The sequence below is a fragment of the Ktedonobacter racemifer DSM 44963 genome (assembly GCF_000178855.1).
Lineage (GTDB): Bacteria > Chloroflexota > Ktedonobacteria > Ktedonobacterales > Ktedonobacteraceae > Ktedonobacter > Ktedonobacter racemifer.
In genome coordinates this window covers 2,362,296-2,385,730 of the sequence record NZ_ADVG01000003.1, presented here as the reverse complement: position 1 = coordinate 2,385,730, position 23,435 = coordinate 2,362,296, and the positions used below count along the sequence as shown (strand labels likewise).

The following is a 23,435-nucleotide window of genomic DNA, read 5'->3' as shown; positions in this document are numbered from 1 at the left end:
CCTCAAGTTGATGCGCATCGTGTGTTTGAGGCATTGCCAACGACATTCCAGCGTACAGGTGGGGATACAGGGCTACTGATGACGGCGGCATCGGCGATGGCAGTTTTTCAAGGCATCGTCAGAGACTCACATGAGATGATGCATGCTCCGGGACCATGCGGGTTGCCTGGAGGGTATCCGATATATGCCCATGCTCAGGGCATTGATGTTGCCTTACCTCATCAGGTGAGTATGCATCATGCGCTCAAAATCAATCAGGCAGGACTGTATCTGGATGGGATTGAAGATATTGAGGAAGACGGAACCATCGTCTTTACTGATGAGGCGATGATGTTTTACCGAGATATATTAGGCTATGAGTGTGATAAACGTTTCCAAGGAATCATGCTAGATATTGACAAATGGAGATATCTCTGGTAGAGTTTCGTTAGAAAGAATGTTCTTGTGTGAAACGCCAAGAGAGAGGTTCACCGACACGAAGGACGTGTTGTTGGAAAGGGAGAAGGCACCAGATGCAGTTGGTCGAACGACATCTCATTCGTCATCAGGATGCACGCTTTGCCATCATTGATCGGGCAGCTTTTGCCTCCAAAAACCTCTATAATCAGGCCAATTACCACGTCCGGCAAGCCTTCATTCACGAGGGAACCTACCTGCCCTACGCTGCCATCTTCCATCGCTTGAAACAGCATGAGGCCTATTGTGCCCTCCCTCGCAAAGTCAGTAATGCCATCCTCATTCAGCTCCACCACAACTGGGTCAGCTTTTTTGCGCGTGATGGAGGCCTATCGCGAAGATCCCTCCGCCTTCACGGGACGCCCCAAGGTCCCTGGCTATCAAGACAAGACCAAGGGCCGTTTCCTGCTCATCTACGAGAAAAAAGCCCTGGGCAAGAGGGTATTCAAGCGCACGGGCAAGCTGGTCCCATCAGGGCTTCCCATTGAGATAGCAACTCAGATCACCTGGGAAGCCATCCGGCAGGTTCGCATCGTTCCACGCGCTGATGGCTACATGCTGGAGGTCGTCTATGAGCAGGAGATCCAACCGGCTGCGGTCAACCCACAGCTTCGGGCAGCCGTGGATGTGGGCGTCAACGTGCTCGCAGCCATCACCAGCGACAAGCCCGGCTTTGTGCCTCGTCTGGTGAGTGGCAAACCCCTCAAAAGCCTGAATCAGTCCTACAACAAAGAGCGCGCCAAGCAGCAGCAACGCCTCGCGCATGAGAACCGATACACCTCGCGCCAGTTGGATCGTGTGACGACGAAGCGCAATCGCCGTGTGGATGCGTATCTGCACACGGCCAGCCGTCGCATCATTGATCTGCTGGTGGGCGAAGGCATCGGAACGCTGGTGATTGGCAAGAATCCCTTGTGGAAACAAGAGGTGAGTATGGGATGCAGGAACAACCAGCAGTTTGTGCAGCTTCCCCATGCTCGTTTCATTGAGCAGTTGACCTACAAAGCGCATCTGGTGGGGGTCAGGGTCATCCTTCAAGAAGAAAGCTACACCAGCAAGGCCAGTTTTCTGGACGGCGACCCCATCCCACCCTATGAGGCCAACGCTGCTGAGAAGCCGGTGTTCTCAGGCAAGCGTGTGGCTCGCAGTTGGTATCGTGCCAGGGATGGACGCCTCATTCATGCCGATATCAACGGATCCTACAACATCTTACGCAAAAGTAACTCCGACCCTTTGCAAGTGGGGCGAGGAGTAGCGGGAGCCGCAGTTCTCCCCAGACGGCTGGCCGTCTGAACGGATGACGTATAGGCATATTCGCCATCATTTTAAGATACTGTAAGCGCTTACCTCTTTCAGAGGTTGAAGAGAGGGCAATGGAATTACAGGAACGATACCTTGTACTCACACATCGGTCTTCATAATATTGGTATCACTTGGCTCTAGCAGTCTGTCGGAGAGAAGCTAGTGCCTCTGGCTTGGGGTTTGCCTCGAAGTTGGAAGCGAAATTTGGAGTAGCCTGCTGAACCAGGCTGTAGAGAGCTACGATAGCACTCTCTGCCTGGACAGAAAGCAGTCTGTCTTACCGCTTTTCCTGGTAAATGACTTACGAAGTGAGCGGTTTTTGCCCTCAAAGGTTGACATTTGCCCTGAAGGTTGAGCAGTTCAGCCATTGATAGCGGATCAAGCCGCACCACAAGCCAATATGTGTGAAGCGTTTTTGTAAATTCGAGCAGCAGGAACGTCCCCCTAATTCGGCCTGCTCCCGCTCCGGGGACGGCACGCCGCTCTGACTAAAGGGGGAATCAGGGTAAATGAAAACCACCAGTGACCAGGCCGAGGCCTCGACGATCACCCCGGCCAGCTCTGGCAACTTGGGGGACACCACCCCACCCCGCCAGCTCCCCCGTGTGCGTGGCTACGCGACGCGAGCAGTTAGAACTGGTGGCGGGTTTGGCCAAGGCCTATGGCGAATGCGAAGACCTTGGTGGGTTTGACGGAGAACACGAGGTTCGAATCTGTGAGAACTCTTTGTTTGTCTTCATCGTAGAGGTAAAAATAACCGTTGCGTACTTGGTATGGCCAGTCTCCATCCCACTTGGTCGCCCACACCGAGGCTAAGCGTTCGAGCGCGTCCTGGTCGGTGATCCGCACGGCGTCGCCCTCAACCACCACGGTGAGTCCTTCTTTCTGGTTGCAGCCAGTCGTCAGAATGACGTGCGGGTTTCCACGCAGGTTGACAGTCTTCTGTGCTGTGTCGGTAGCGGTAAAGTGGATGGCCCCGTCGTGCCACACAGCCACGAGCGGCGTGACGTGAGGGCGACCGTCGGCCCGCACTGTTGAGAGCCAGAACAGCTCGGCTGCTTCCAGCACCCGACGCGTCTCCTCCCATGGCGTGACCCCTTTTGTGATGGGTTCGTTCATCCCAAGAACTCCTTTCAATTGTTCCGTTTCTCTCGCAGGAAGCGAGAAGATATCAATCCATTCTCTTTGCGCGAAGGAAAACCGGAAAGGCCAAAAACGACGCACGCAAAGTCACACAATTTTGCACAATTGAGCGACCATCCATTTACAGGAAACGAGCCAGAAAGCCCCTGTGCTTTAGCCAGGGGATGAATGGCTCTTCCTTGTTTGGGGAGTAGGGGGGATGGGATGATACGTTGGATCGTACCACATGAGAAAAGCATCAATCGCACGTCGTACTAATTCTGCAACCGGAACACCCTCTTTCTCAGCTTGCTCATACAATTTTTGGTGTTGTTTTTCATTCAGATAAATGTTTGTACGTCTCGCTCTTTCACCTCTTGCATACATCATAGTTTTGATGTATGATTAGAGCATACCGGGAAGGAAAGGAGCAAGGGACCCAATGCTGGTCTACGAATACAAAATTGATGGCACCAAACAACAATATGCCGCCATTGAGGAAGCTATTCGCATTGTGCAATTCATTCGCAACAAATGCTTGCGTTTGTGGATGGATGAGCACGCCACCAGGAATGACCTGCAATGCTATTGCGCTGTTCTTGCCAAAGAATTCCCCTTCGCTTTTTCCCTCAATTCCCAGGCTCGTCAAGCGGCTGCTGATCGGGCATGGTCCGCCATTGCACGCTTCTACGACAACTGCAAACAGAAGAAACCAGGGAAGAAAGGGTATCCCAAGTTTCAGCACGATAACCGAAGCGTCGAGTATAAAGCAACTGGATGGAAGCTGGACCCCGATGGCAAGCATATCACCTTCACCGATGGCTGTGGCATTGGAAGAGTACGATTGATCGGCAGTCGTGATCTGGCGACCCGCCCCATCCCTGCCATCATGCGTGTTCGTCTCATCCGACGTGCAGATGGGTATTATGCCCAATTTTGCGTTCAGGCACAGCGCAAAGTGGAGCATGTTCCCACGGGCAAACAGGTTGGGATCGATGTCGGCTTAAAAGCGTTCTCCACCGATTCCGAGGGCAATACTGTCGAGAACCCCCGTCACTATCGCAAGGCTGAAACACGCCTCAAACGCTTGCAACGCCGCCTCTCACGAAAACAGAAGAAAAGCAAGAACCGCAAAAAAGCCCGCCAAGCGGTAGCGAAAGCCCATCTCAAGGTCCAAAGGCAGCGCGAAGATTTTGCCAGAAAGCAGGCAAACGCGTTGGTGTCATCTCACGATTTCATTGCCTTTGAAGACTTGCAGATTCGCAACATGGTACGAAACAGGCACCTTGCCAAGAGTATTCATGATGCCGGATGGGGACAATTCCTGGCATGGGTCAAGTACTATGCAACTATGCATCACATTCCTGTCATAGCAGTGCTACCACACTATACCAGCCAGAAATGTAGCGCCTGTGGCACGCTGGTCAAGAAAAGCTTGAGTGTGCGTACCCACGTGTGTACAGGATGTGGCGTTGTGCTTGACAGGGATCACAACGCCGCCTGCAACATCTTGCAAAAGGCTCTCAGTACCGTCGGGCAGATGGGAACTGATGCACCATTGAGTGCATAAATCGCTTCTGGACAGGACGACCGCTACTGCCTTTCAGTGATGGGGGACAGCAAGTCACCTGGATGAAGGAAGAATCCCCCGCGATTTATCCGGGGGAGTGTCAATGCCTCATCCGGTTTAGGAAAACTATTAGTAGTTTTTTGCGGTTCAACAATTATGCAGATTCCTCCCGTTTAATGAGTCTGGCATACTCTCGATGAAAGCTCTTGTGTAAAGAAAGAAAAGCCCGTTTCTTTGCGCTCAAAGAGTCTGGGCTTTTCTCAAAGTAAGCTCATCCTTCACCTAAAGTGGGACAGACCTGAACAGTTCCCAAATTTACAGTGCTGGTGCAGGTAAAAGCGTGAAATGCGACGTTCCTGCTGCTCGAATTTACAAAAACGCTTCACACATATTGGCTTGTGGCGCGGCTTGATCCGCTATCAATGGCTGAACTGCTCAACCTTCAGGACAAATGTCAACCTTTGAGGGCAAAAACCGCTCACTTCGTAAGTCATTTACCATTTCCCTCTCCATGCAAACACCATCGACTGCCTTCTCCTTCCTCTTCCTCGTTCTGGTTCCACCTCTGCCCCCCACTTTTGAAAAGCTGGGGGCCCAGAGGTTCATATTGATCAGTTACTTGGCAAGAGAACAGTAATCGCTGGCTCTGGGAAACCCGCGTTCCAATAGCAGGGGGAGGATAGAGTGGCGTCCCCAGGTTTGTCGCAACCGTCATCCTGCCAGTTCATGCTCCCGGTCAGCTTATTGACCGCCACAAGATCAGAATCATATGCTCCGTTCGTAATCGACACAAAGATGGCCTGATTACCACTCACCATGGTGTCCATAACATTACAGCAAGGTATGTTGGCAGAAGGCAAGAGTTGATGCCAAAGGAGAGCTCCATCACTCTCCCGCACAGCCGTTACGCCTCCTCCAAGCTGGCTCCCGGCGTAAATCACCCCATCTGTGGCTGTCGGAAGAAGCGTCCAGATGCTTTCGATAACCGTTGTCCAGAGCTTGGTGCCATTGCTGGCATTGAATGCAAAGAGGTAATCCGCAGCATCACTTGATGGATGGGCGCTGTCACACTCACACCTCCTCCTGTTCACATACACCCTGTTCCCAGCAACTTCGATCAAGGGAGTGTAGGACCCCGTTGTCGATGGACCCAGGGAAACGCTCCAGCGCTGCGCGCCATTGGCTGCATCCAGAGCGTACACGTCTGTATCATCGCCAGGAGACAGATAATCTTCGTCGTCTGAGGTTCGCGCATAGAGCGTCCCATAACCCAGGGCGATGCCATCCAGAATCGGGTGCGCGAAAGCCTGGCACCAGGTCTGCTTGCCATCTCTCGCTCGTATCGCGCAAATGCGAGTGTGATCATCGCTTCCTTGCACTTGTGTATAAAGCATGCCTTGACCCAGTTTCAGATGCAGCGGAGGAGCGAGATCCTCGAAATACAGATGACCCAGAGAATATTGCCACACGATCCTTCCATTCGCCTCATTGAAAGCATACAAGACCGAGTAGGGCCGGGAATCTGTTGGGGAAGCAGTAGCTACAGGAGAAGTGGGAGCAAGAGGTCCAGGAGTGACAGTAGCGGCAGGTGTGAGCGTTGTTGGAGTATTTATGTGTTTAGGAGGAGAAATAATTTGAAAGAATATACTCATGTAGATAATGCCGTTCGCGCCGAGAATGGGTGAAAAATGAGAAGGCTCAAATACTCCCTGAAGCGCTCCCTGAATCTGTGACTGACACCAGCGTATCTGTCCGTGAGAGATATCGACCGCGCAGAGGGCAAGGCTGTGACCATCGCTCCCTCCTCGTTCATTGACATAGAGCAGACCATCTGCATAACCAATGGGGCTGCCGTGAAGCGAGAGATCCGTATGTCCCCGCAGCAGTCCATTCAAAGGATTTAAATCGCAAAGCGTGATATTCGGCCCATTTGAGACAACCATCGTGAGAATCTCTGAGGTTGCGGCCCGATCCAGCGTTGTCGATTGGCAGTCCCCACTTGAACCAAACGCCGCATCATAGGGAGGTGGCGGCACACCTCGGTTGAAAGCCGGGCCACAGGCCAGGCTGCCGACCAACATCAGCCCCAGAGCAGCACAAAACCCAAACCAGCGTTTCGCCTGGGATTTGCGCAGACCATTCTTGATCAGAAAAGTCTCCATTTTGCCCCCTTTTTCTGCTAGTATCACAGATAACGCGGCGAAATGCATGGGGCAAATGACCCATGCGCCGGATCTGAGACAATCTCTATCTCTTGTTTTCCCTCGTTCCTGGACATTCACTGATCAATGATGAACCTCTGGGCCCCCAGCTTTTCAAAAGTGGGGGCAGAGGTGGAACCAGAACGAGGAAGAGGAAGGAGAAGGCAGTCGATGGTGTTTGCATGGAGAGGGAAAAGCGGTAAGACAGACTGCTTTCTGTCCAGGCAGAGAGTGCTATCGTAGCTCTCTACAGCCTGGTTCAGCAGGCTACTCCAAATTTCGCTTCCAACTTCGAGGCAAACCCCAAGCCAGAGGCACTAGCTTCTCTCCGACAGACTGCTAGAAGAAGGGCCAGAGACAGATACGCTCTCAGACATTTGTCGAACCTGTGAATTGTCTCCGGTTCTGTTTGCAGCATTACACAGGAATCCTACTTGTGGTTAGCATGGTTGATACAAAACATGGATTGCACTTATATCATCTGGCTTTGCGCGAAAATCAGGTTGTTGAGAACGATGATACGCGGCAGCTACCAGATTTCTCGCGGTACACGCTTCTGAAGTTAACAAAATCTCTTCTATTTCCTGATCAGTAAGATTGTCATGAACTCCATCTGTGCAGAACACAATGCGATCTCCAGGCTGAAGGGCAACGCAACGCGTTGGAATCGACGAAAAGTCAGACCATCCTACTGCACAGGTAATTTTATTCCTTTTTTCAAAGTGCTCCTTGTCACATGGCGATAAATCGTGTGCGTTTCTGGCTTGCTCAATACGCCAGCTTTCGTCTCTACTCAAGTAGCCTTGTTGAATAGCAAACGAAAAGTAGCCATGATCTTCCGTGAGTCGTTGGAGGGGCTGCCCATTTCGCAAAAGATAGATTCTGCTATCACCAATATGAGCCAAATAGAAGAAGGCCTGAGATTTCAGGACAGAGAGGATGCCAAGTGCGACGGTTGTCGCGGGCCTTCTTTGTTCCGGGGGTAGGGTCAGTGAAGCAATGGTTGTATCCGCGAGATGTATCAATTGCTGCAACAATGCTTCTCTTTCCGTATGCCCAAGCTGACAATCAGTTTCAGGTAAAGCTTCAAAGGCAGAGGAGATTGTCATGGCAGCGAGATGTGAAACCAGAAGATTTCTATCTCTTCCTCCCACTGAATCAAATACCCCAAGCAGACCTCTCTCACCATTCACCAGAACGTAGTCTTCACTTTGAGATCGCTGCTCATGCATTTGATTGGCACTATCAATGAGAAAGTGGTTTAACTGTAAGCTCATCACATGCTGATTCAAATAATTCGTACCTTCCTCTTGTCGCTCACTTCAGAGAAGAAACTTGCGTCTACATTCGCTTTTTATGCACATTTATGATGATGAGTGACTGCACATCTGCACCCAGCTGGATTTTACTAATCTCTCTTTTACAGAGAACGGCCCAGAAAGCCCCGCTCTTTCTAAGGCGGGGATGAATGGGCGTTCCTTTCAGGCTGGTTGGGTGGAGAGGAAGCATCGCTCTTCTTTCGCGCCGTGTTCTCCACAGGATGAAGAACGGTCATCGTCTTTTCTTGTCTCACGCTTGCGCGCGAAGCTCATGGAAGTCAGAGCGCCGGATATGGTATCCTCCTCTTCGACCTACCTGAAGAGCGCGGAGTTGCTTCTCACGAATCCATTTCCGAACGGTACATCGTCGAGTGACCGGAAGAAGCCTGCCCAACTGGAATAGCTGTGTAGGCATGTGAACGTGGAGAAAGACACGAGGGACGGGCAGTAGTCCCCTCTCTTTCTCAAGAGATATTCTGCATTGGAAGGCAAAGCACGTCATGAAGCGAGCCCGCGACACCGACCTTTCTTCTCGAACTCCCTCTCCAGGTCGATTGGAGCCAGGAACGCCAGGTACGTGCGCACCTGGAAGCGGCTCGGTGCCTCTACAACGCTCTGCTTGCTGAAGCCATGAAGCGGCTCCGATGCATGCGCAATGATTCTGCATGGAACAAGGCGCGGGCTCTCCCACGCTCGCACAAACAGCAACGCGCTCAGGCTTTTTCTGCCTTACGCAAGAAGTATCACTTCTCCGAATACGAGCTACACGAGTATGCCAAGCGTGCCCGTGTCTCGTGGATCGCTGATCACATCGAGAGCACCATGGCTCAAACCCTTGCGACTCGCGCCTATCAGGCGGTCAATCGGGTCTGTGTTGGGAAAGCCACACGAGTACGCTTCCGCAGCAAGGGACGTGGCATCGATAGCGTGGAGGGCAAACGTAACGATGTCGGCCTGCGCTTCGTGTGTGATCCCAATGCGGGCGATGGCGGCTTCCTGATCTGGAACCAAGAGGTCATCCCAGCCATCATCGACTGGGGAGACCCAGTGGTGCAGCATGGCATGCGCCACCCCATCAAGTATGTGCGCCTGGTTCGCCGCAAAGCTTCCTCACCACAGGCACAGGGAGCCGATAAAGACAGCAATCGTTATTCCGTGCAATTGGTTTTAGAGGGCCATGCCTTCGTCAAACCGAAGCATGAGGAGGTCGGCAAAGACACGATTGGCCTGGATATTGGCCCATCGACACTCGCTCTTGTCCCTCGTCGAGCAAAGGCGGACCTGGTCACGTTCTGCCAGGAGCTTTCCCCCAATGCCAGCAAAAAACGCCGGTTGCAGCGCAAGATGGACCGGCAAAGACGCGCCACGAATCCCAACAATTACGACGAAAAGGGCCGTGTCAAAAAGGGCAAGGGTCGTCTCAAATGGAGGGAGAGTAAGCGATACCAGGCGACCAGGAGACAACACGCCACGACCGAAAGACGGCTGGCTGCTCACCGCAAGAGTCTGCATGGACACCTGGCTCATCGCATCGCTTCGGTGGGCACCACGATCACCATAGAGAAAACCTCGTTCAAAGGATGGCAGAAGCAGTATGGTCGGAGCATCGGACTTCGCGCCCCAGGGATGTTTGTAGCGCATTTGACTCGCATAGTTGCAAAAACTGGCGGCACCCTGCGCGAAGTTTCAGCCTACCAAACCAAACTCTCTCAGTACTGCCAGAAGTCGGGGCAGTATCACAAGAAGCCACGATCACAGCGTTGGCACCGTTGTGAGTGCGGGTTGGGACCAGTGCAACGTGATCTGTATTCGGCCTTCCTGATTGCCCACCTGGAACCTGAGCAAACAACACCCTCCATCACCCAGCACGTCTGGGAAGGTGCGGAGCCGCGCCTGCGAGCCGTGATGGAGGATCTGCAACAACGTGCGAATGAAGGGGAGCCATTCCCCCCAAGCATGGGCGTGTCGGCTTCTGGCAAAGCTGCCCGTGCCAGAGCGCGTCGGCTGAAAAGTCCTGCCTATCTCCACCAAGAGCCGGTTTCTCCTTCGGGAGAGGCCGGAAACGGTGGGTGAGGAACAGGAACCTCCGTGCATGTATGCCGGAGAGGCCTCAGTACAATTTCCTGTATCCTACTCTTGATGTGCTAAGTCGTCAATATTTATGAAGAAACGCATTCATTTGGCATATCATTCCTCTGTTGTCGACGTACAATAGCGCGTGCCCGATCCATCTGCTGTAGCAGATCAGCGATGGGAGGAAAATGTGCATCATGCTCAAAGATAACGCTTTTTACCTGACACAGTGATACCAAGTATTCAAAAAGGCTGAAAATATCGGGTGGCACAAGCTCGCTGTGTCCATCAACATACCAACCACCTCTCTGATATCCGCCAGCAATATGGACTTGCACGAGATGTGAGAGTGGCATGTGCGCTACAAACTGTCGGGCGTCAAATGCATGATTCGCTGCATTAATGAAGACATTAGTGACATCAAGCAAAATGCCGCAACCTGTTGCCTCGACCAACCGTTGAAAGAATTCGGTCTGACTCATAGGGCTAGAGGGGATTTCCAACATATAGGTAACATTCTCCAGGATGAGTGGTTTCTCTAGATAGTCCTGAAGCATATGAACACGACGAATTACGTGCTGCAATAATTCCTCTGAGAACCATAAAGGCGCAAGATGGCCAATATAGCACCCTGGCGTTTTGGTCATACACAGATGTTCGCTTACACAGATGTTCGCTATAGTAGGGAGCCTTCGTCACATCCGAAATGCGCTTGATGGCTTTGAGGTACAATGTCTCGAGATGCATCATCGATCCTATTGATAAATCCACTCCATGGGGGATGACAGGGAAGTGATCACACAACTCTTCTAATGATCTATAGGCATCTGGGTGTGAGAGATAGTTCTCAGTAATAATTTCCAGAAAATCAATAGCTTATAACAAGAGCACCTGTATAGAGAATGATTCTCTATACAGGTGCTTCTTTATGCGAGCCGATTATCTGCTGTTCCCCCTGAGGGGTGAGCACGGTCAACTGAATGAGTCCGTCGCTGAGTTGCTCCACCTGTCCTGGAGTGGTTCCGGTCAAGACCGTGATCCCCGTTCATCGGGTGGTGAAGAGCAAGATACGAGAAGTTTTTTGTAGGCCAGGGCGCTACACTGCTTCTATGTACAAGCAAGAGGAAACAGCAGTTGATCTACAAGAGAGGAAACTCCATGAGAACAGTCATTTCAAAAGACGGTACTCCCATCGCTTTCGATCAGTCGGGTCAGGGACCCGCGCTCATTCTGGTGGCCGGCGCGCTGACCACACGTGCAGACATGTCTTCCCTATCAGCGCACCTTGCGCCGCACTTCAGTGTATTTGCCTACGACCGACGCGGCCGAGGGGAGAGTGAGGATAGCGTACCCTATGCGGTCGAGCGCGAGGTCGAAGATCTCGAAGCTCTGATCATCGAGGCTGGTGGGCCAGCGTTTGTCTTTGGTCATTCCTCAGGGGCGGCACTTGCTCTTGAAGCAGCCGTACAACTCGGTGAGAACATTCAGAAGCTTGCTATGTATGAGGCCCCATACAATGATGCGAGTGAGGCAAAGCTCGCATGGAAAGCATACATCTACCAACTGACACAAGCGTTAGCCTCTGATCGCCGAGGCGATGCTGTCGCGCTGTTTATGCAGTATGTTGGGATGCCAGCTGAGCAGATAGAAGCCATGCGTCAGTCCCCGGCCTGGCCACGGCTTGAGGCGATAGCGCCGACGCTTGCCTACGACCATACCGCCATCCTGGGAAAAGACGGTTCGGTACCCATCGAACGAGCAGTGCAGGTGCGCGTGCCTACGCTGATCATGAACGGTGGCGCAAGCTATCCCTTTATGTATGAGACGGCGCGAGCACTGAGCAAAGCGATGCCTCATGGGCAGCTGCGTACACTGGAAGGTCAAGGCCACGGCCCCGCTGACGACGTTCTCGCCCCCGCATTGAGAACGTTCTTCCTTGGCTGAGACAGCTCCCTCTCAAGATCAAGTTCTCGACAACAGACTGTCAAGCCTGTCCTTCTCCAATCAAGCCGCCATATCCGTCGTACCGTCACGATTCGTCCGCAAGAACAATATCTTGCCTTGAAACAGAGGCGAGGGCAGGAGAAAACCAAAGATTTCACCCAGATCTACGCCAGGCAAGCCGGGATTGAGGGCACGGTCTCACAAGGGGTTTGCACGATGGGTTTGCGCCGTTCCCGGTATATCAGGCAGGAAAAAACGCACCTGCAACACGTCGCCACAGCCGCTGATCAGAGCGCTCGTTCGCAATATGGCATGGTTTGATGGCCTTCCTCGCGCCCAAACTCGCCGTTCGGCTTTTGCTCGCCTCTACGACGTGGCTTAAAGGGGTTCGCCAGTCAATAACCTCATGCATGAATGCAGAAGCTTGCCCACATCCTAGGACTGGGCTTCAGGGCTGATTGACAGCAGCCCACTACCCCGAAAGGCAGTATAGCGGTTGCGAATGTTGTGAAGTAGGCGGCTGACGCGTTGCCTTGCGGTACGTTTTCATCCGCCCCTTCCCGAACCAGGACGTGCGCGATTTCCGCGCATCCGGCTCTCCGGTTTCTTGTCGTTTCATGGAGGTAGGCATAACGCATCTCGCGCACCGCTCCATCTGCGACAATACTCCCTGCTTCCCTTCCCCTTGTATCAAGCATTACCTTGATCGTTTGAGTACTATGGAAGCTCCGTCGTCATAGGCTCGCACCCGTAGACGATCCCGCATTTGCGCACATCAAACGTTAAGTACGTTTAGGTGCCTCGTTCGTTTCCTTGAACCAGTTCATTACTGGTCGTTCATTGGAGAGAGTATTCCACGCCCGCGCTAAAAAGGCGTGTATTCCAATGACATCGCCACAGGTATGCTGCGCTGAGCCAATGCTTAGACCACTGGAAACTGAGGTTCATCCAGTCTAGGTTTCACCATACGTACAGGACTCGCGGTGCATCACACTACATACCTTCGCGTTTAACCGCTTTTCCGACATGCTATTTTCCTCTTTGAGTTTCCTCGCCAAGTAGGCCGAATGTCCTTGAGGTTATCACTCTCAACCCCATCTTCCTACGGAAGAAATTTAATGTACGCCGAAACGGCGCACTACCGCCGCATTCACATCAGCATGGTCCGTGTGACCGCAGTGAGGGCAGGAGAAGGCATGACGTTTGCGCACCCCACGCAAACCACAGCGAGAACAATTCTTACTCGTGTAGGCAGGGTTCACCTGAGTGACACTCAGCCCACATTCCTGAGCTTTGTTCTCCACACAGGTGCGAATGAGGCATCGTTGCCACAGCGACATTCGACGTCGAAGTGCCTTGCCCCTGAGCTTGCCCTTCTCTGGTTTGGGCATATGCAAGTCCTCAAAGACGAGCACGGCATTCTCAGAGGCAAAGGTGATCAGTTGCTTGGCTGCTTGTTGGGCAAAGGTGCGGGTACGATTGCGTTGTGTGCGACCAAGCCGTTTGAGAAGACGCCGAATACTGTGTGTATCTTTCTTCTCTGCCTTACGGGTCGCATGTTTGCGCTGGAGACGAGCGCGGGTCTTGGCGGTACGTCAGTTTTTGACTTTGATGTTTTTCCCACTCACAAAGAAGGTGCGCCCATCGGGGTCAACTGCGACAAGGGCATTGGTCTCCTCGAGATCAATCCCTACCGGGAGAATCCTTGCGGTTCTGGGGCGTCAAGCATAAATGTGACACGTCCAATGAGCTTGCCATGGCGCTTGGTGACGGTGAGGCTATCAATCTCAACGGCTTTCTCAAAGGTGGTCTCAAAGTCTTGAGGAATGGAATAGGTGAGGTGTTTCCGCCCCGCCACCGTCCAGATGGAGAGGGTGCCATCCTGATGAAAATCAGCGTCGCGCCCACGCTTGCCCACCAGGAACAAAGCACGAGCTTTCTTGAAGAAGAAGGGGCATTGCGCGGGCTTTTTATTTGCCCTGGCGCTGGCATAGGCAGCGAAGACAAGACGAATAGCAGAAATTGTCATTTGTGCCGAGAGCGAACCTTTCACCTGATGGTAACACGCCCGTTGCAAGGCGAGAGCGCCAAGAGGCTTCCCACCATTGAAACACGGTTCAGAGAGGGCATGTTGCACCTCCCGAAACACATCAATGGTGCGCTCAAGGTCGCGATCAGGCGCTATCACAAGAGGAACGGTTCGTTGTATCTGCATGCACGCATTTCACCACTAAACGGTAGAATTGTCAATCTTGCATGTAGTATATGCGGCGATTCCTCCCTACGGCTCAAGCCGAGGGCACCCTTGCCGCAATCCTGGTGGTATCAGGTTCGCTGTAAACGGTAAATTTTCTCTCTGAGGGACGTCCTTCTTAAGGAGAGAAAGCGAGCATTTGCTGATTATTGCATGCGCAATGTAATATTGTTCTGTGTAATCTCCTGCGTATACTGCGTATAAATCAGTCGCAGGACCTCGTTGGCTGGCTGGCCCAGGTAGACCTGGGCTATATTAATTGGTGAGCCCGTTAGCCCCTGCACTTTCTGGGTCAGTGGGCTGATCCCGCCGACCCGCGCAATATACAGATTGGGGTCGCGCGGCCGAATGCACAGATACCTGTAAGCCCCATGGGTATAAGGATAGAGCATATCAATCTCGTACCAGGCCAGAAAGGCACCTTTTACTCCCGGTACTTCTGCTCGTACTGACGGCAACTGCGCAAAACTAATGCCGTGCTGGTCGATCGTCATCATCGGCTTTGGAAAGAAAATCCCCAGCACTACTAGACATATCATCAATATCATTAGCAACAAGGGGACAGTACCGATCGCACTATATACTGCCATACTGGTAGGATCAGTAACATTCGCGGATTTTACGTACACCTGATATATTATCACGCCGATATATACCACAAATACCACAATCATAACGATCAAACGTTTGATCGCCGTGCCTCGATGCGGATAGATCACCAATCCCTCTGCTTTTCTGCTCGGCGGTACATACAGATACTGCTGTGGTTGCTGAGAATACGTTGGAGGATACTGTTGGGGCGGAGGTGGCGGATACTGCATCGGGAAGAACTCCTTTTCAAGCTCGATGAAATTGATCAATGTCATTTTATTGTAGCATACATCCATACCTCGTCTTTGCCATTTGTCAAATATTTGGATCTTACGCACCCTCGATACTGCTGGCGAACCCCTCTCAACGCGGTAAGGAAGCCATACCGCCAGCGAGACACGGATTTCTTCCCTGGACAATGCCTCTCATGCTACCAGAAATGCTGGACAAGAACAGTATGCATGCTACTGGCCTGTCGGTGTTTTTCATCAATTATCTCGACGTGGATTTGGTAATGACAACAACGTATACAACGTATGTTTTTTTAATACGTTCTAAACATTAACGTTAAGACGTTTAAATGACGTTCGTTCCGTTCTACAAGCCACGTTAAACGCTACGTCGTTTACGTTAAAGACGTTTCAACGTTACGTGAGTCGGCTTCTCAGCTAGTTCCAGGTTATCACGTCGAGATAAGGTCAAAAACACACTGACAGGCCTACTCTGCATATCTTGAAATCTCTATCCTGAGCTTGACCTGCTCCAATCTTTCCCCGTCTATTCCATAGACCTCAATCTCGAAGGAGCTTTCGGCAGGGAAGAATATTTTCCGCTTCTGTCCTGGCCGTAACACCATCCCTCGACCACGTACCTTTTTGGGAATCTCGCCACGACCATTCCTCGCGCATACTCTCACCTCTGACTTCACGGCATTCTCAAAGAGAAACCAGCGAGGCAAACGAATAGTGTGAGACCCCCCCTTCTCCGTAAGACGAATGATGGTGGGATTCAGCCAACGGGACAGTCTAATGTAGATGAGCATCCCTGCTAAGACTGGGGCTAAAACACATCCTTCCAGTTTCCTTCTGATGTTCTGCTTCATACTCTCCCCCTCTCTGTATTAGTAACGAATGAGGATCTGGATGCGACGATCTACGAGATACGAACACTGGGCGGATTCCCTGGCAGTTCTGAGTTATTGTATCACTGAAGCCGATAGCACCGCCTTGGATGGCTCCGAGCGGCATCGGTACGTTGAACCTCGTGATGTGCAATCAACAGTCACACAGTGCAGCTCCAGCCCAACCCCAAAGGCAGCTTCTCGGTCCAAACAGCCTCTCAGATCCTTGACTCCTGGATTGGAGTACTGCTAGTATTGTGAAAAAAGAAGGAGAATAAGCATGGAGAGCCATCGCGAAGTCTTTCCTCCCCCTCTTGCTCCCCTACGCGCTCCCACGACGAGAGAAGAAGTCCATTTTCTGGCAGCAGTCGGCACGGCAGCACTTTCGGTGTTGCAATACCATCCTCAACGCGACACGAAGACGCAACGAGTTTGTATGCTCGCCCTAGCGCTGATGAGAGAGCCAGCAGCATTGCGGCTCTTGGACGAGTATCAACAGGATCAACGGCAGACAGTGCAGGATGAATACATGAAATTGCAAAGAGGATTGAAGCGCAGGCCGTGGCCGAACTGGTTGCAGACAAAGGTACGCAGAACGTTAGGGGCAGATATCTTTACCGTGGGTGAGTTACCCTCGTTGAAGGGGATTGAAGCGCTCGCTCATGCGCCTGATTACACAGGGCGGCTTCATTTCTTTTCCTCTGCTCCTGCCTGTAAAAAGGGGGACCTGGCATTTCTGACACAAATGCCGGGACTCAAGGAAGTAATCATCGACTCCTGGCCCTCTACCGACCTCTCCGCGCTTACGTGCCTGTCACCACTCACCAGCCTCTCGATACAGGGGAGCGATTTGACCGATCTTTCCGGGTTGAAGGCATTCCCACACCTGAAAGCATTCAGACTCTGGAGCGGGACTCTGAGCGATCTTTCTTCACTGCCAGCACACGCCAGTTTGGAGCATTGCAACATTTCCTGCTGGAAGCCTGTTGATCTCTCTCAACTGTCGATCCTGCCTCAGCTAAGGGAACTGACAATCGAGGGCAACTTTGCTGCCACGACGTTATCAGCGCTGCTAGATCTGGAGCGGTTGACGCTTACGCGCATCAGAGAGAGGAGTGCGCTTCCCCCTCTTCCATCGTTTTCACATCTGTCCGCACTCAGGCTCTCACACTGGGAAGGGCTGAAAGATCTTTCAACGCTCCCTCTGTTGCAAGGGCTGCGGATGCTGGAGTGTCGCTATTGCAAACAGCTCAACGACCTCACCCCTTTGGCCGAGATGCAAGAGCTGAGGGCGCTCTCGTTGCAGGGGTGCTCTGAAATAAGCGATCTTTCCCCGCTGGCAAACCTACGGAGATTGCAGTCGCTGGAGCTTCCGTTGTGGGGGAAATTTCGGGATATTTCACCACTGGCAAACTTAGGAGCATTAAAAGAACTTCATTTCGGCATGCAGCAATATCACAAGGTAGACCTGTCGCCTCTCGCGCAATTGCGCGAGGTAGAGACCATGACCATCGATGATTGCAGAGAGACGGAGGATTTGTCGCCCCTAAGTGGATTGACCCGCTTGACCGAACTCAATCTGAAGGAGTGTCAGGCCGTGGAGGATTTGTCGCCCTTGGCGGGATTGAGCGCATTGCACACGCTTCGATTGTCGTCCGCCGATGCAGTGAAAGATCTGTCACCCCTGGCCGGGTTGAAGAAATTGAGCATCCTGCGTTTGACATACTGTAAAACCGTGACGGATTTCTCCCCACTGGCACAGTTGACGGAACTGACCTACCTGGACCTGACATTCTGTCAACAGTTGGATGAGGAAGATCTGGCAATGCTCGCTTCGCTTAAGCACCTGACTTATCTTAACCTGTGGAAATGCAAGCGACTGCTCAACCTCGACGCGCTCCTCTCATTCCCCGCGCTTGAGTTGGTGGTACTGGAACCGGACAGGAGTGAAGACCCGACAGTCGAGATCTTGCGAAGCTGTGGAATCGTGAAATACTCAGACTGACTCCCAATCTCTCCCGAGCGGACGATGCTTTCCTGCCTGGGCAACAAGCCCGTCTGAAAGGCTCGGGCATGCATTGGTTGCGCAGCTATTAACGCCCGTTTTAATTTGACCAGGAACAGGCACATAACTCATTTGTCGCTGAGCGGGAGTAGGGGGATCGCAATCCAGATCTGTGGCTTGTGCATGGTACTCGGCTCAGCGACTCGTCTGTTATCCTGAGCCGGTTATGTGGGCGCAAAATTACGCGAGCGCTGACACAGCGGGGCACCGCCCCAAAGAGTACTCCTCTGATTGGTGTCGGGTGCGGGCGTACCGTCAGCGACAAGCGATGAAGCACTGGCAACACTGCAGATCGATCGTGCTGTAGGGGAAAGTCGCCTGATTCGTGATTTCCTCTTTTGGGATCGTGCGTTAGAAGGAAGGAGGAAGGGATACACCTTCAAAACGATTACTAAAGGATAGACTATTTTTTAGTGCAAAACGCCGACTTGTTAGATTTGCCTGGATGGGTAGTGCAAGCAGTCAAGGATACGGATGAGCACCTCCTCATTGAAGCAGAGCTTGTAGAGGTGTCTTTTGCATACCCACTCTGTGGCAGCACCAGGCCACCGTATCATTTTGGTTCAAGGTCGCGTACCGTTTTCGATCTGCCTATTCGCATGAAGCCGGTGCGCTGCTTGTCCATAGGCGTAGATATCGCTGCCGGGACTGCTCTGGCACCTTTCTCGACGAGCTTCCAGGTGTTCACCTCTGCCATGATGCAACTGAGCGCCTAGTTCGCTACATCGAGGTTCACGAGCTCCAACTCACCAGCACCTTTGCGGGCTTAGCTTCGACGCTAGACATGGGTGAAAAGATGGTACGCATGATCTTTCATGCCGAAGCCGCACGCCTGGAGCAGGAATATGTTATCCCAACCCCTCGATGGCTGGGTATCGACGAAATTTACGTCGAAGACCACATTTATTGTGTGCTCACTGACATTGAGCACCGTTACATCGTGGATTTGCTTCCAAAGCGTGATATGGAGTCTGTCAAAAAGTGGCTAAGTCGGCTCCCAGGCGCGGATCGAGTGGAATGTGTCACGATGGACCTCTGGAATCCGTACAGATTGGCAATACAGGCAATACTACCGAAAGCAAGCATCATTGCGGATAAGTATCATGTAGTACGGCAAATCAATGAAGTTGTGGAAACGGTACGCAAATCGCTGCGCGAGACGCTTTCTCCATCTCAAGCAAAGCAATTGAAGCAAGATAGAAAAATTCTGTAACTACTCAGGTTCCCCATGCGACAGGGAAAGGGGAACCGGCTCATCCCAGAAAAAAGTGCGCTTGCTTGTTTCGACAACAATGCTCGGTTTTGATATACTGATCTTCAATCCGCAGAAAAAGCGTTTGAGGAAGACCTGAGGACAGGAAAGAAGGACATGGCCAGTTATTTAGAGCGTTATCTCCAAGGTGAGTGTATCCAAGTCTGGGCTGAACTTGTCGCGCTAGGTGATCAGATACAGAACGAGCCAATCTACTCCGACGCTTGGGCAGCGGCCTGCGAAACCATGCGACGGGTTCGGCAGAACATTGAAAGAATGATCCCTCGTTTGCGAGCACTTGGCTACGTCTTTCTCCACGATCAGCTCCCCAAGGACAGAGACTTCTCCGTGCAGGCGCTTGCTTGGATCCAAGCAATTCCACCAGTACGTACCGAACCTCCTTCAAATATCGTTGTGCAGTTAGGTGTTTTGGAGCGTGAAGTAGGACTCCTTCCCCTTTCCTTGCGAGCCTTCTATCAAGAAGTTGGCGGGGTGAACTTCATGGGTTGGGATGAAGAGGCGAAGATCTTTGATCCGTTGGTTGTCTTTGCGTTTGATCGGGAACTGGTTGAGGAACCGCTTGAAGAGCCACCAGAGGATAGCGATGACTGGGCCGATGGGTATAGAGAAGAAGAACAGCCGCTCCCAGAGGAATACTATCATGTGGTTATTGCTCCCGATTTGTATCACAAAGCGAATATGAGTGGTGGCTCCCCCTATGAAATCCGCATTTCGAAGACCGCCACTGCCGATGCAGTCTTGCTCAATGAAGAGCATCACACGACCTTTGTCAACTACTTGCGCCTCTGTTGCTTGCATGCGGGGTTCCCGGCACGTGAAGCGATGCCATCCTTACTTGCTACACATCTCGATGAGGTACAAAGAGACATGATACCTTTCTAAGTATCATCACATGACTTTTACGAGAGAAAAGCGAACTATCAGGGGAACTGCTCAGGTCCCTGGTTCCCAGGCGATGGAAAATGGGGACCCTTCAAAGACCGCTGTCATGGCAGCAAGCATGGAGCGGCCCTGCTTCCTCATCGTCGAGAGATAGCTGCGAATGACACAAAAAGCCGTGGCCCCTTCGGCACTGCGAAAGGTCCCAGAAATCTTTTGCTGAACTTTTATCATCCGAAGATCTCTCTCCGCCTGGTTGGGGCTTATAGGCACCGCGAGATCGTCCAGGAAAGCGAGTACCTGCTCGGCCCGCGCAAGAAGGGCATCTAGAAGATTTTTCGCGTCATCTTGTTTGCGACGACCGGTTTTTTTGGGGGCAGAAGCATCTGGAGGGGGAGCAAGCATGCGATGGAGGGCAAAACCCTGCTGGAGAATCTCGAAATACCGAAGCACCAGAGCATCGCGTTCCCCTTGAGGAAGCCGATGCGCACCGGTCACGCGAAAACGGGCCGTGATGTGGCTCATCGACCGCAACAGGTCATGCATCTGTTGCGCCCAAGGTTGATGGTCGCGCTCGGCGATCAACAGGCAATCGCGTAACAGGTGCGCTCCACACACGCTATGCGCACACCCGTAGTGATCGTAGCTGCTCAATCGATCATGGATCGCTCGCCCCGAATACTGTGGTAAAATCCCAATGGCATCCATCGCCTTCTGACCTCGTTGGCGATGCCAATGGTAGAGGGTCAACCACTGGGTGGCATTGACGTGAAACCAATGCAGTAACCCCTTGACTCGCCCCCCCGTTTCATCAACATGGTCCAGCTTTTGTAACAGCAGCAATCTCTTGAGGATATGCATCGTCGGACCAAGCGTGCGAGCCGCCTCCTGTGTCCAGTTCGCCAGCGTCCCGTCGGAGAGCGGACACCCCAAGAGATCCTCAAGCACTTCCCCAATGCGCTCCATCGGCAGCAATTGATACTGCGACAAATAGACCGCCAGCGCTTGCACTCGTGGCCCATATTGGGCGGGCGCATTCACCCCAACCGGAAAGCTGGCTGCCGTCAGATGGTGACACACGGGACAGTCAATGACCTCCACTTGGTGTTCGGTGACCTCCAGACGCAGGACAGGCAACTCATGGATTTGTCGACGTTCTTTGACCTGTCCCGCCGCTTCTCCTAGCTCGCAGTGGCAGGCTTCGCAATGACTGGGTCGATGCGTGATTACCTGATCAGGCGTCTCCACGAGTGGAAGCGCATGTCCGCGGTGACCTGGTTGCCCTCCCTTTGGCTGGCTGCTCGTGGGACGCGGCATCTGTTTGCGCGAGGGACCATCGCTGGACGGAGGCTTGCTACTGTTATGGCTATCTTTCGCCAGCCGTCGCTCTAACTCTTCAATACGCAGAAGCGCACTCAGCAGCAGCCCCTCGAGTTCCTCAATGCGCCGGTCTTTTCGTGCAACCTCTTCTTTGAGTTCTGCGTGTTCTTTTCTCAGTTGTTGGGCTTCTTCTTCGGTCATGCTTGTAGTTTATCAGCTTTGTCCAGCCCTCCCCAAGGAGACCTGAGTAGAAGCCATAACATTTGTCAAGTCCCTTTTTGGGGGGATTTCTTCTCGCTTGACGGGAAAAGACACAATCTCTCCCCCGAGCGCCTGGAAACCTTCCAGGTGTAACCCCACCGCATTCCCTCGGGGGGTGGGGGGCGCATCCAATAGGTGAGCTAGCCGCGCGGCTAGCTCACCTATTGGATGCCAACCTTGTTCGCATCGTAGAGATCCTGGGTCTTGAGCAGGTGAACACCCACGATGATCATTTTTCGCATCACGGCAACCAAAGCCGTCCCTTTTTTCAAGCCACGATCCACCAGACGCTGATAGTAGTCCTTGAAGGGAGAGTGTTTCTCATGCAGCGAGCGCAAGGCAGCCAGGTAGAGCAAGCGACGAACTCGTCCGCTCCCCCGTTTGGAGAGCTTGCTTTGTCCTTTCCATTTCCCACTCTGCTTCACCTGGATATCCAACCCAACGTAGGCCACGACTTGATCCATATGGGCAAAGCGCTGCACGTCCCCCAATTCGGCTCGCAGCACTGCAACGGTCAGTGGTCCAAACTCGGCAACAGCCAGCAAGCGCTTGGCCTGGGGATCATTGGTCAGCAGCTGATCAATTTCTTGCTCAAGCTGAGCCAGATTGATGAGCGTATGCTCCAGCTGATCACACACAATCGACATGCTTTTCGAGCGTGCCATCACCGCCACCCCGCTGGCAATCGAGGTCTGAGCCAAGGCGAAAAGAGCTTGAGCAGTTGGGCGGCCATAATGGTGAGGAGCCAACTCATGCAAGAGGTGAGACAGCTGCTCGACCCCGGCGTCCACGACCGCCTGAGCACTGGGATAGCGCTTCAGGACTGCCAGAGCGGTGGGGCGTGTTGGGTCGGCAAACACCTGCACGAACTCAGGAAACAAAACGACCAGAAGCGCATGCAGTTCGTTTTTGTAGCGGACCACATCCTCACTGAGTTGTTGTTGCAAGCGAAGCAGTTCGCGGTAGGTCCCAGTGTGCTCATCGGGCAAGTAGCCAAAGCGGGCTTCCCCACTGAGCAAGACGCGTGCGATGGTGCCGGCATCCAGTTGATCCGTTTTGGCACGCAGGCCTCGCTGCTGCGCAAAGGCATGCACTTGAGCCGGATGCAACAGACAAAGCCGGTATCCAGCCTTGAGCAGGGCCTGCGAAAGATTTTCTCCGTAACGCGAGGTCGCCTCTAATCCAACGAGAATCGAGGAGGGATCGCTCTTGAGGCTCGCGAGTTTCTCAAAGAGCCAGTCAAAGCCCTCTCTCGTATTGGCAAAGGTGCTTGGTTTGAAGACCTGCCGTTTCTCAGGAGTCAAACAGCACATGGCGCAGGTTTGACTGCCAATGTCGATTCCAACCACATACCGAAGAGATGCCGGTTCTGGCGGCGTCGGGACAACATTGCTGTTGGACATGATCAGCCTTCTCCTTTCTCATGGAGTTGGTTCTCGCATGCATCCATGCTCCACCCAGGTCGTCGCAACAGGAGTCCTGTCCTTTCAGGAGAAGCGAGAACTCACGCTGGATCGGCAGTCATCTTCTCTGCGACAAACGCTGCAACAAGCCCAATGGTCGTTTGCCATCCTGATGGACAGAGAGCCGTCTACTCAAGGCGGTCACCGTTAGGGTCAACAGGCCGCATGTCACGACAAAGGCTCTCCTGTTGGTTCCATCGTCGAGAAGAGATGAGCTTTTGC

21 protein-coding genes and 2 pseudogenes are annotated in these 23,435 nt (G+C 52.7%); 11 read left to right on the top strand and 12 right to left on the bottom strand.

The genetic code is table 11. The annotated features are described in order from the left end of the window. Nucleotides 1-78: 78 nt before the first annotated feature. Both KRAC_RS39505 and KRAC_RS39500 read left to right on the top strand, forming a co-directional pair. Complete coding sequence (locus tag KRAC_RS39505) at nt 79-420, top strand: hypothetical protein (RefSeq protein WP_157507587.1); 342 nt, start codon at nt 79-81, stop codon at nt 418-420. A gap of 92 nt (nt 421-512) precedes the next feature. After that, nucleotides 513-1,749 (top strand): annotated as a pseudogene (locus tag KRAC_RS39500) (RNA-guided endonuclease InsQ/TnpB family protein). Between the two features lie 334 nt (nt 1,750-2,083). Here KRAC_RS39500 and KRAC_RS72240 read toward each other — a convergent pair. The 3 genes from KRAC_RS72240 to KRAC_RS67230 form a co-directional block, all read right to left on the bottom strand. Further along, nucleotides 2,084-2,341, bottom strand: coding sequence for a hypothetical protein (locus KRAC_RS72240; protein ID WP_007917070.1), 258 nt, complete (start codon nt 2,339-2,341; stop codon nt 2,084-2,086). A gap of 47 nt (nt 2,342-2,388) precedes the next feature. Next, entirely contained in the window at nt 2,389-2,877 is a 489-nt protein-coding gene (locus KRAC_RS39495) for a pyridoxamine 5'-phosphate oxidase family protein (protein ID WP_007917069.1), read from the bottom strand. Between the two features lie 177 nt (nt 2,878-3,054). Beyond that, complete coding sequence (locus KRAC_RS67230; RefSeq protein WP_075164473.1) at nt 3,055-3,267, bottom strand: ribbon-helix-helix domain-containing protein; 213 nt, start codon at nt 3,265-3,267, stop codon at nt 3,055-3,057. Between the two features lie 55 nt (nt 3,268-3,322). On the opposite strand from KRAC_RS67230, the gene KRAC_RS39490 reads away from it, so the two are divergent. After that, the gene (locus KRAC_RS39490; protein ID WP_007917066.1) at nt 3,323-4,450 is read left to right on the top strand and encodes an RNA-guided endonuclease InsQ/TnpB family protein; all 1,128 of its coding nucleotides are present in this window, start codon (nt 3,323-3,325) and stop codon (nt 4,448-4,450) included. A gap of 611 nt (nt 4,451-5,061) precedes the next feature. Here KRAC_RS39490 and KRAC_RS39485 read toward each other — a convergent pair. Both KRAC_RS39485 and KRAC_RS39480 read right to left on the bottom strand, forming a co-directional pair. Next, complete coding sequence (locus tag KRAC_RS39485; RefSeq protein WP_007917065.1) at nt 5,062-6,612, bottom strand: outer membrane protein assembly factor BamB family protein; 1,551 nt, start codon at nt 6,610-6,612, stop codon at nt 5,062-5,064. A gap of 479 nt (nt 6,613-7,091) precedes the next feature. Next, nucleotides 7,092-7,943, bottom strand: coding sequence for a PP2C family protein-serine/threonine phosphatase (locus tag KRAC_RS39480; protein ID WP_040445725.1), 852 nt, complete (start codon nt 7,941-7,943; stop codon nt 7,092-7,094). Nucleotides 7,944-8,618: 675 nt separating this feature from the next. Here KRAC_RS39480 and KRAC_RS39475 point away from each other — a divergent pair. After that, on the top strand, nt 8,619-10,043 hold the full coding sequence (locus KRAC_RS39475; protein WP_040445724.1) for a hypothetical protein: 1,425 nt from the start codon (nt 8,619-8,621) through the stop codon (nt 10,041-10,043). Nucleotides 10,044-10,129: 86 nt separating this feature from the next. On the opposite strand, the gene KRAC_RS39470 is transcribed toward KRAC_RS39475, so the two are convergent. Together KRAC_RS39470 and KRAC_RS80035 are read right to left on the bottom strand one after the other, a co-directional pair. Next, complete coding sequence (locus KRAC_RS39470) at nt 10,130-10,714, bottom strand: MbnB/TglH/ChrH family RiPP precursor modification enzyme (RefSeq protein ID WP_274532171.1); 585 nt, start codon at nt 10,712-10,714, stop codon at nt 10,130-10,132. Between the two features lie 31 nt (nt 10,715-10,745). Further along, nucleotides 10,746-10,907 (bottom strand): annotated as a pseudogene (locus KRAC_RS80035) (multinuclear nonheme iron-dependent oxidase); the annotation flags it as partial. Between the two features lie 294 nt (nt 10,908-11,201). Here KRAC_RS80035 and KRAC_RS39465 point away from each other — a divergent pair. Together KRAC_RS39465 and KRAC_RS39460 are read left to right on the top strand one after the other, a co-directional pair. Then, nucleotides 11,202-11,987 carry an alpha/beta fold hydrolase gene (locus KRAC_RS39465; protein ID WP_007917057.1) on the top strand — a complete coding sequence of 262 codons (786 nt, stop codon included), beginning with the start codon at nt 11,202-11,204 and terminating at the stop codon, nt 11,985-11,987. 117 nt (nt 11,988-12,104) lie between these two features. Further along, nucleotides 12,105-12,308: a transposase gene (locus KRAC_RS39460; RefSeq protein ID WP_040445722.1), complete on the top strand. Its 204-nt coding sequence runs from the start codon at nt 12,105-12,107 to the stop codon at nt 12,306-12,308. A 794-nt stretch (nt 12,309-13,102) separates the two neighbouring features. Here the strand turns inward: KRAC_RS39460 and KRAC_RS67220 are convergent. The 3 genes from KRAC_RS67220 to KRAC_RS39450 form a co-directional block, all read right to left on the bottom strand. Continuing rightward, a complete protein-coding gene (locus KRAC_RS67220; RefSeq protein ID WP_083815020.1) occupies nt 13,103-13,507 on the bottom strand; it encodes a zinc ribbon domain-containing protein in 405 nt (134 codons plus the stop codon). A gap of 170 nt (nt 13,508-13,677) precedes the next feature. After that, the gene (locus tag KRAC_RS39455) at nt 13,678-14,202 is read right to left on the bottom strand and encodes a hypothetical protein (RefSeq protein ID WP_040445721.1); all 525 of its coding nucleotides are present in this window, start codon (nt 14,200-14,202) and stop codon (nt 13,678-13,680) included. Between the two features lie 185 nt (nt 14,203-14,387). After that, the gene (locus KRAC_RS39450; protein ID WP_007917053.1) at nt 14,388-15,062 is read right to left on the bottom strand and encodes a hypothetical protein; all 675 of its coding nucleotides are present in this window, start codon (nt 15,060-15,062) and stop codon (nt 14,388-14,390) included. Nucleotides 15,063-16,232: 1,170 nt separating this feature from the next. Between KRAC_RS39450 and KRAC_RS39440 the strand changes: the two genes are divergently transcribed. The 4 genes from KRAC_RS39440 to KRAC_RS39425 all read left to right on the top strand — a co-directional run bounded on the left by KRAC_RS39440 (nt 16,233) and on the right by KRAC_RS39425 (nt 20,172). Beyond that, complete coding sequence (locus tag KRAC_RS39440; protein ID WP_007917048.1) at nt 16,233-17,957, top strand: leucine-rich repeat domain-containing protein; 1,725 nt, start codon at nt 16,233-16,235, stop codon at nt 17,955-17,957. 473 nt (nt 17,958-18,430) lie between these two features. After that, on the top strand, nt 18,431-18,733 hold the full coding sequence (locus KRAC_RS39435) for a hypothetical protein (protein ID WP_040445720.1): 303 nt from the start codon (nt 18,431-18,433) through the stop codon (nt 18,731-18,733). 89 nt (nt 18,734-18,822) lie between these two features. Further along, entirely contained in the window at nt 18,823-19,230 is a 408-nt protein-coding gene (locus KRAC_RS39430; RefSeq protein WP_052568946.1) for a transposase, read from the top strand. Nucleotides 19,231-19,386: 156 nt separating this feature from the next. After that, nucleotides 19,387-20,172 (top strand): hypothetical protein, encoded by a 786-nt coding sequence (locus tag KRAC_RS39425; RefSeq protein ID WP_007917046.1) that lies wholly within the window; start codon nt 19,387-19,389, stop codon nt 20,170-20,172. A gap of 51 nt (nt 20,173-20,223) precedes the next feature. Here KRAC_RS39425 and tnpC read toward each other — a convergent pair whose 3' ends face one another. After that, nucleotides 20,224-21,690: an IS66 family transposase gene (gene tnpC / locus KRAC_RS39420; RefSeq protein ID WP_007917045.1), complete on the bottom strand. Its 1,467-nt coding sequence runs from the start codon at nt 21,688-21,690 to the stop codon at nt 20,224-20,226. A gap of 221 nt (nt 21,691-21,911) precedes the next feature. Further along, complete coding sequence (locus tag KRAC_RS63405; RefSeq protein ID WP_007912989.1) at nt 21,912-23,153, bottom strand: IS110 family RNA-guided transposase; 1,242 nt, start codon at nt 23,151-23,153, stop codon at nt 21,912-21,914. Between the two features lie 37 nt (nt 23,154-23,190). Here KRAC_RS63405 and KRAC_RS72230 point away from each other — a divergent pair, with 37 nt between their 5' ends. Beyond that, nucleotides 23,191-23,364, top strand: a complete 174-nt coding sequence (locus KRAC_RS72230) for a hypothetical protein (protein ID WP_007912987.1) — start codon at nt 23,191-23,193, stop codon at nt 23,362-23,364. Nucleotides 23,365-23,435: the final 71 nt, after the last annotated feature.

What these genes read in the sequence shown, in the direction of transcription:
- KRAC_RS39505 (WP_157507587.1), top strand. Translation starts at nt 79, where the DNA reads ATGACGGCGGCATCGGCGATGGCAGTTTTTCAAGGCATCGTCAGAGAC.
- KRAC_RS39495 (WP_007917069.1), bottom strand. Translation starts at nt 2,877, where the DNA reads ATGAACGAACCCATCACAAAAGGGGTCACGCCATGGGAGGAGACGCGT.
- KRAC_RS67230 (WP_075164473.1), bottom strand. Translation starts at nt 3,267, where the DNA reads ATGTATGCAAGAGGTGAAAGAGCGAGACGTACAAACATTTATCTGAAT.
- KRAC_RS39490 (WP_007917066.1), top strand. Translation starts at nt 3,323, where the DNA reads ATGCTGGTCTACGAATACAAAATTGATGGCACCAAACAACAATATGCC.
- KRAC_RS39485 (WP_007917065.1), bottom strand. Translation starts at nt 6,612, where the DNA reads ATGGAGACTTTTCTGATCAAGAATGGTCTGCGCAAATCCCAGGCGAAA.
- KRAC_RS39475 (WP_040445724.1), top strand. Translation starts at nt 8,619, where the DNA reads ATGCGCAATGATTCTGCATGGAACAAGGCGCGGGCTCTCCCACGCTCG.
- KRAC_RS39465 (WP_007917057.1), top strand. Translation starts at nt 11,202, where the DNA reads ATGAGAACAGTCATTTCAAAAGACGGTACTCCCATCGCTTTCGATCAG.
- KRAC_RS39455 (WP_040445721.1), bottom strand. Translation starts at nt 14,202, where the DNA reads ATGCAGATACAACGAACCGTTCCTCTTGTGATAGCGCCTGATCGCGAC.
- KRAC_RS39450 (WP_007917053.1), bottom strand. Translation starts at nt 15,062, where the DNA reads ATGCAGTATCCGCCACCTCCGCCCCAACAGTATCCTCCAACGTATTCT.
- KRAC_RS39440 (WP_007917048.1), top strand. Translation starts at nt 16,233, where the DNA reads ATGGAGAGCCATCGCGAAGTCTTTCCTCCCCCTCTTGCTCCCCTACGC.
- KRAC_RS39430 (WP_052568946.1), top strand. Translation starts at nt 18,823, where the DNA reads ATGATCTTTCATGCCGAAGCCGCACGCCTGGAGCAGGAATATGTTATC.
- KRAC_RS39425 (WP_007917046.1), top strand. Translation starts at nt 19,387, where the DNA reads ATGGCCAGTTATTTAGAGCGTTATCTCCAAGGTGAGTGTATCCAAGTC.
- tnpC (WP_007917045.1), bottom strand. Translation starts at nt 21,690, where the DNA reads ATGACCGAAGAAGAAGCCCAACAACTGAGAAAAGAACACGCAGAACTC.
- KRAC_RS63405 (WP_007912989.1), bottom strand. Translation starts at nt 23,153, where the DNA reads ATGTCCAACAGCAATGTTGTCCCGACGCCGCCAGAACCGGCATCTCTT.
- KRAC_RS72230 (WP_007912987.1), top strand. Translation starts at nt 23,191, where the DNA reads ATGCATCCATGCTCCACCCAGGTCGTCGCAACAGGAGTCCTGTCCTTT.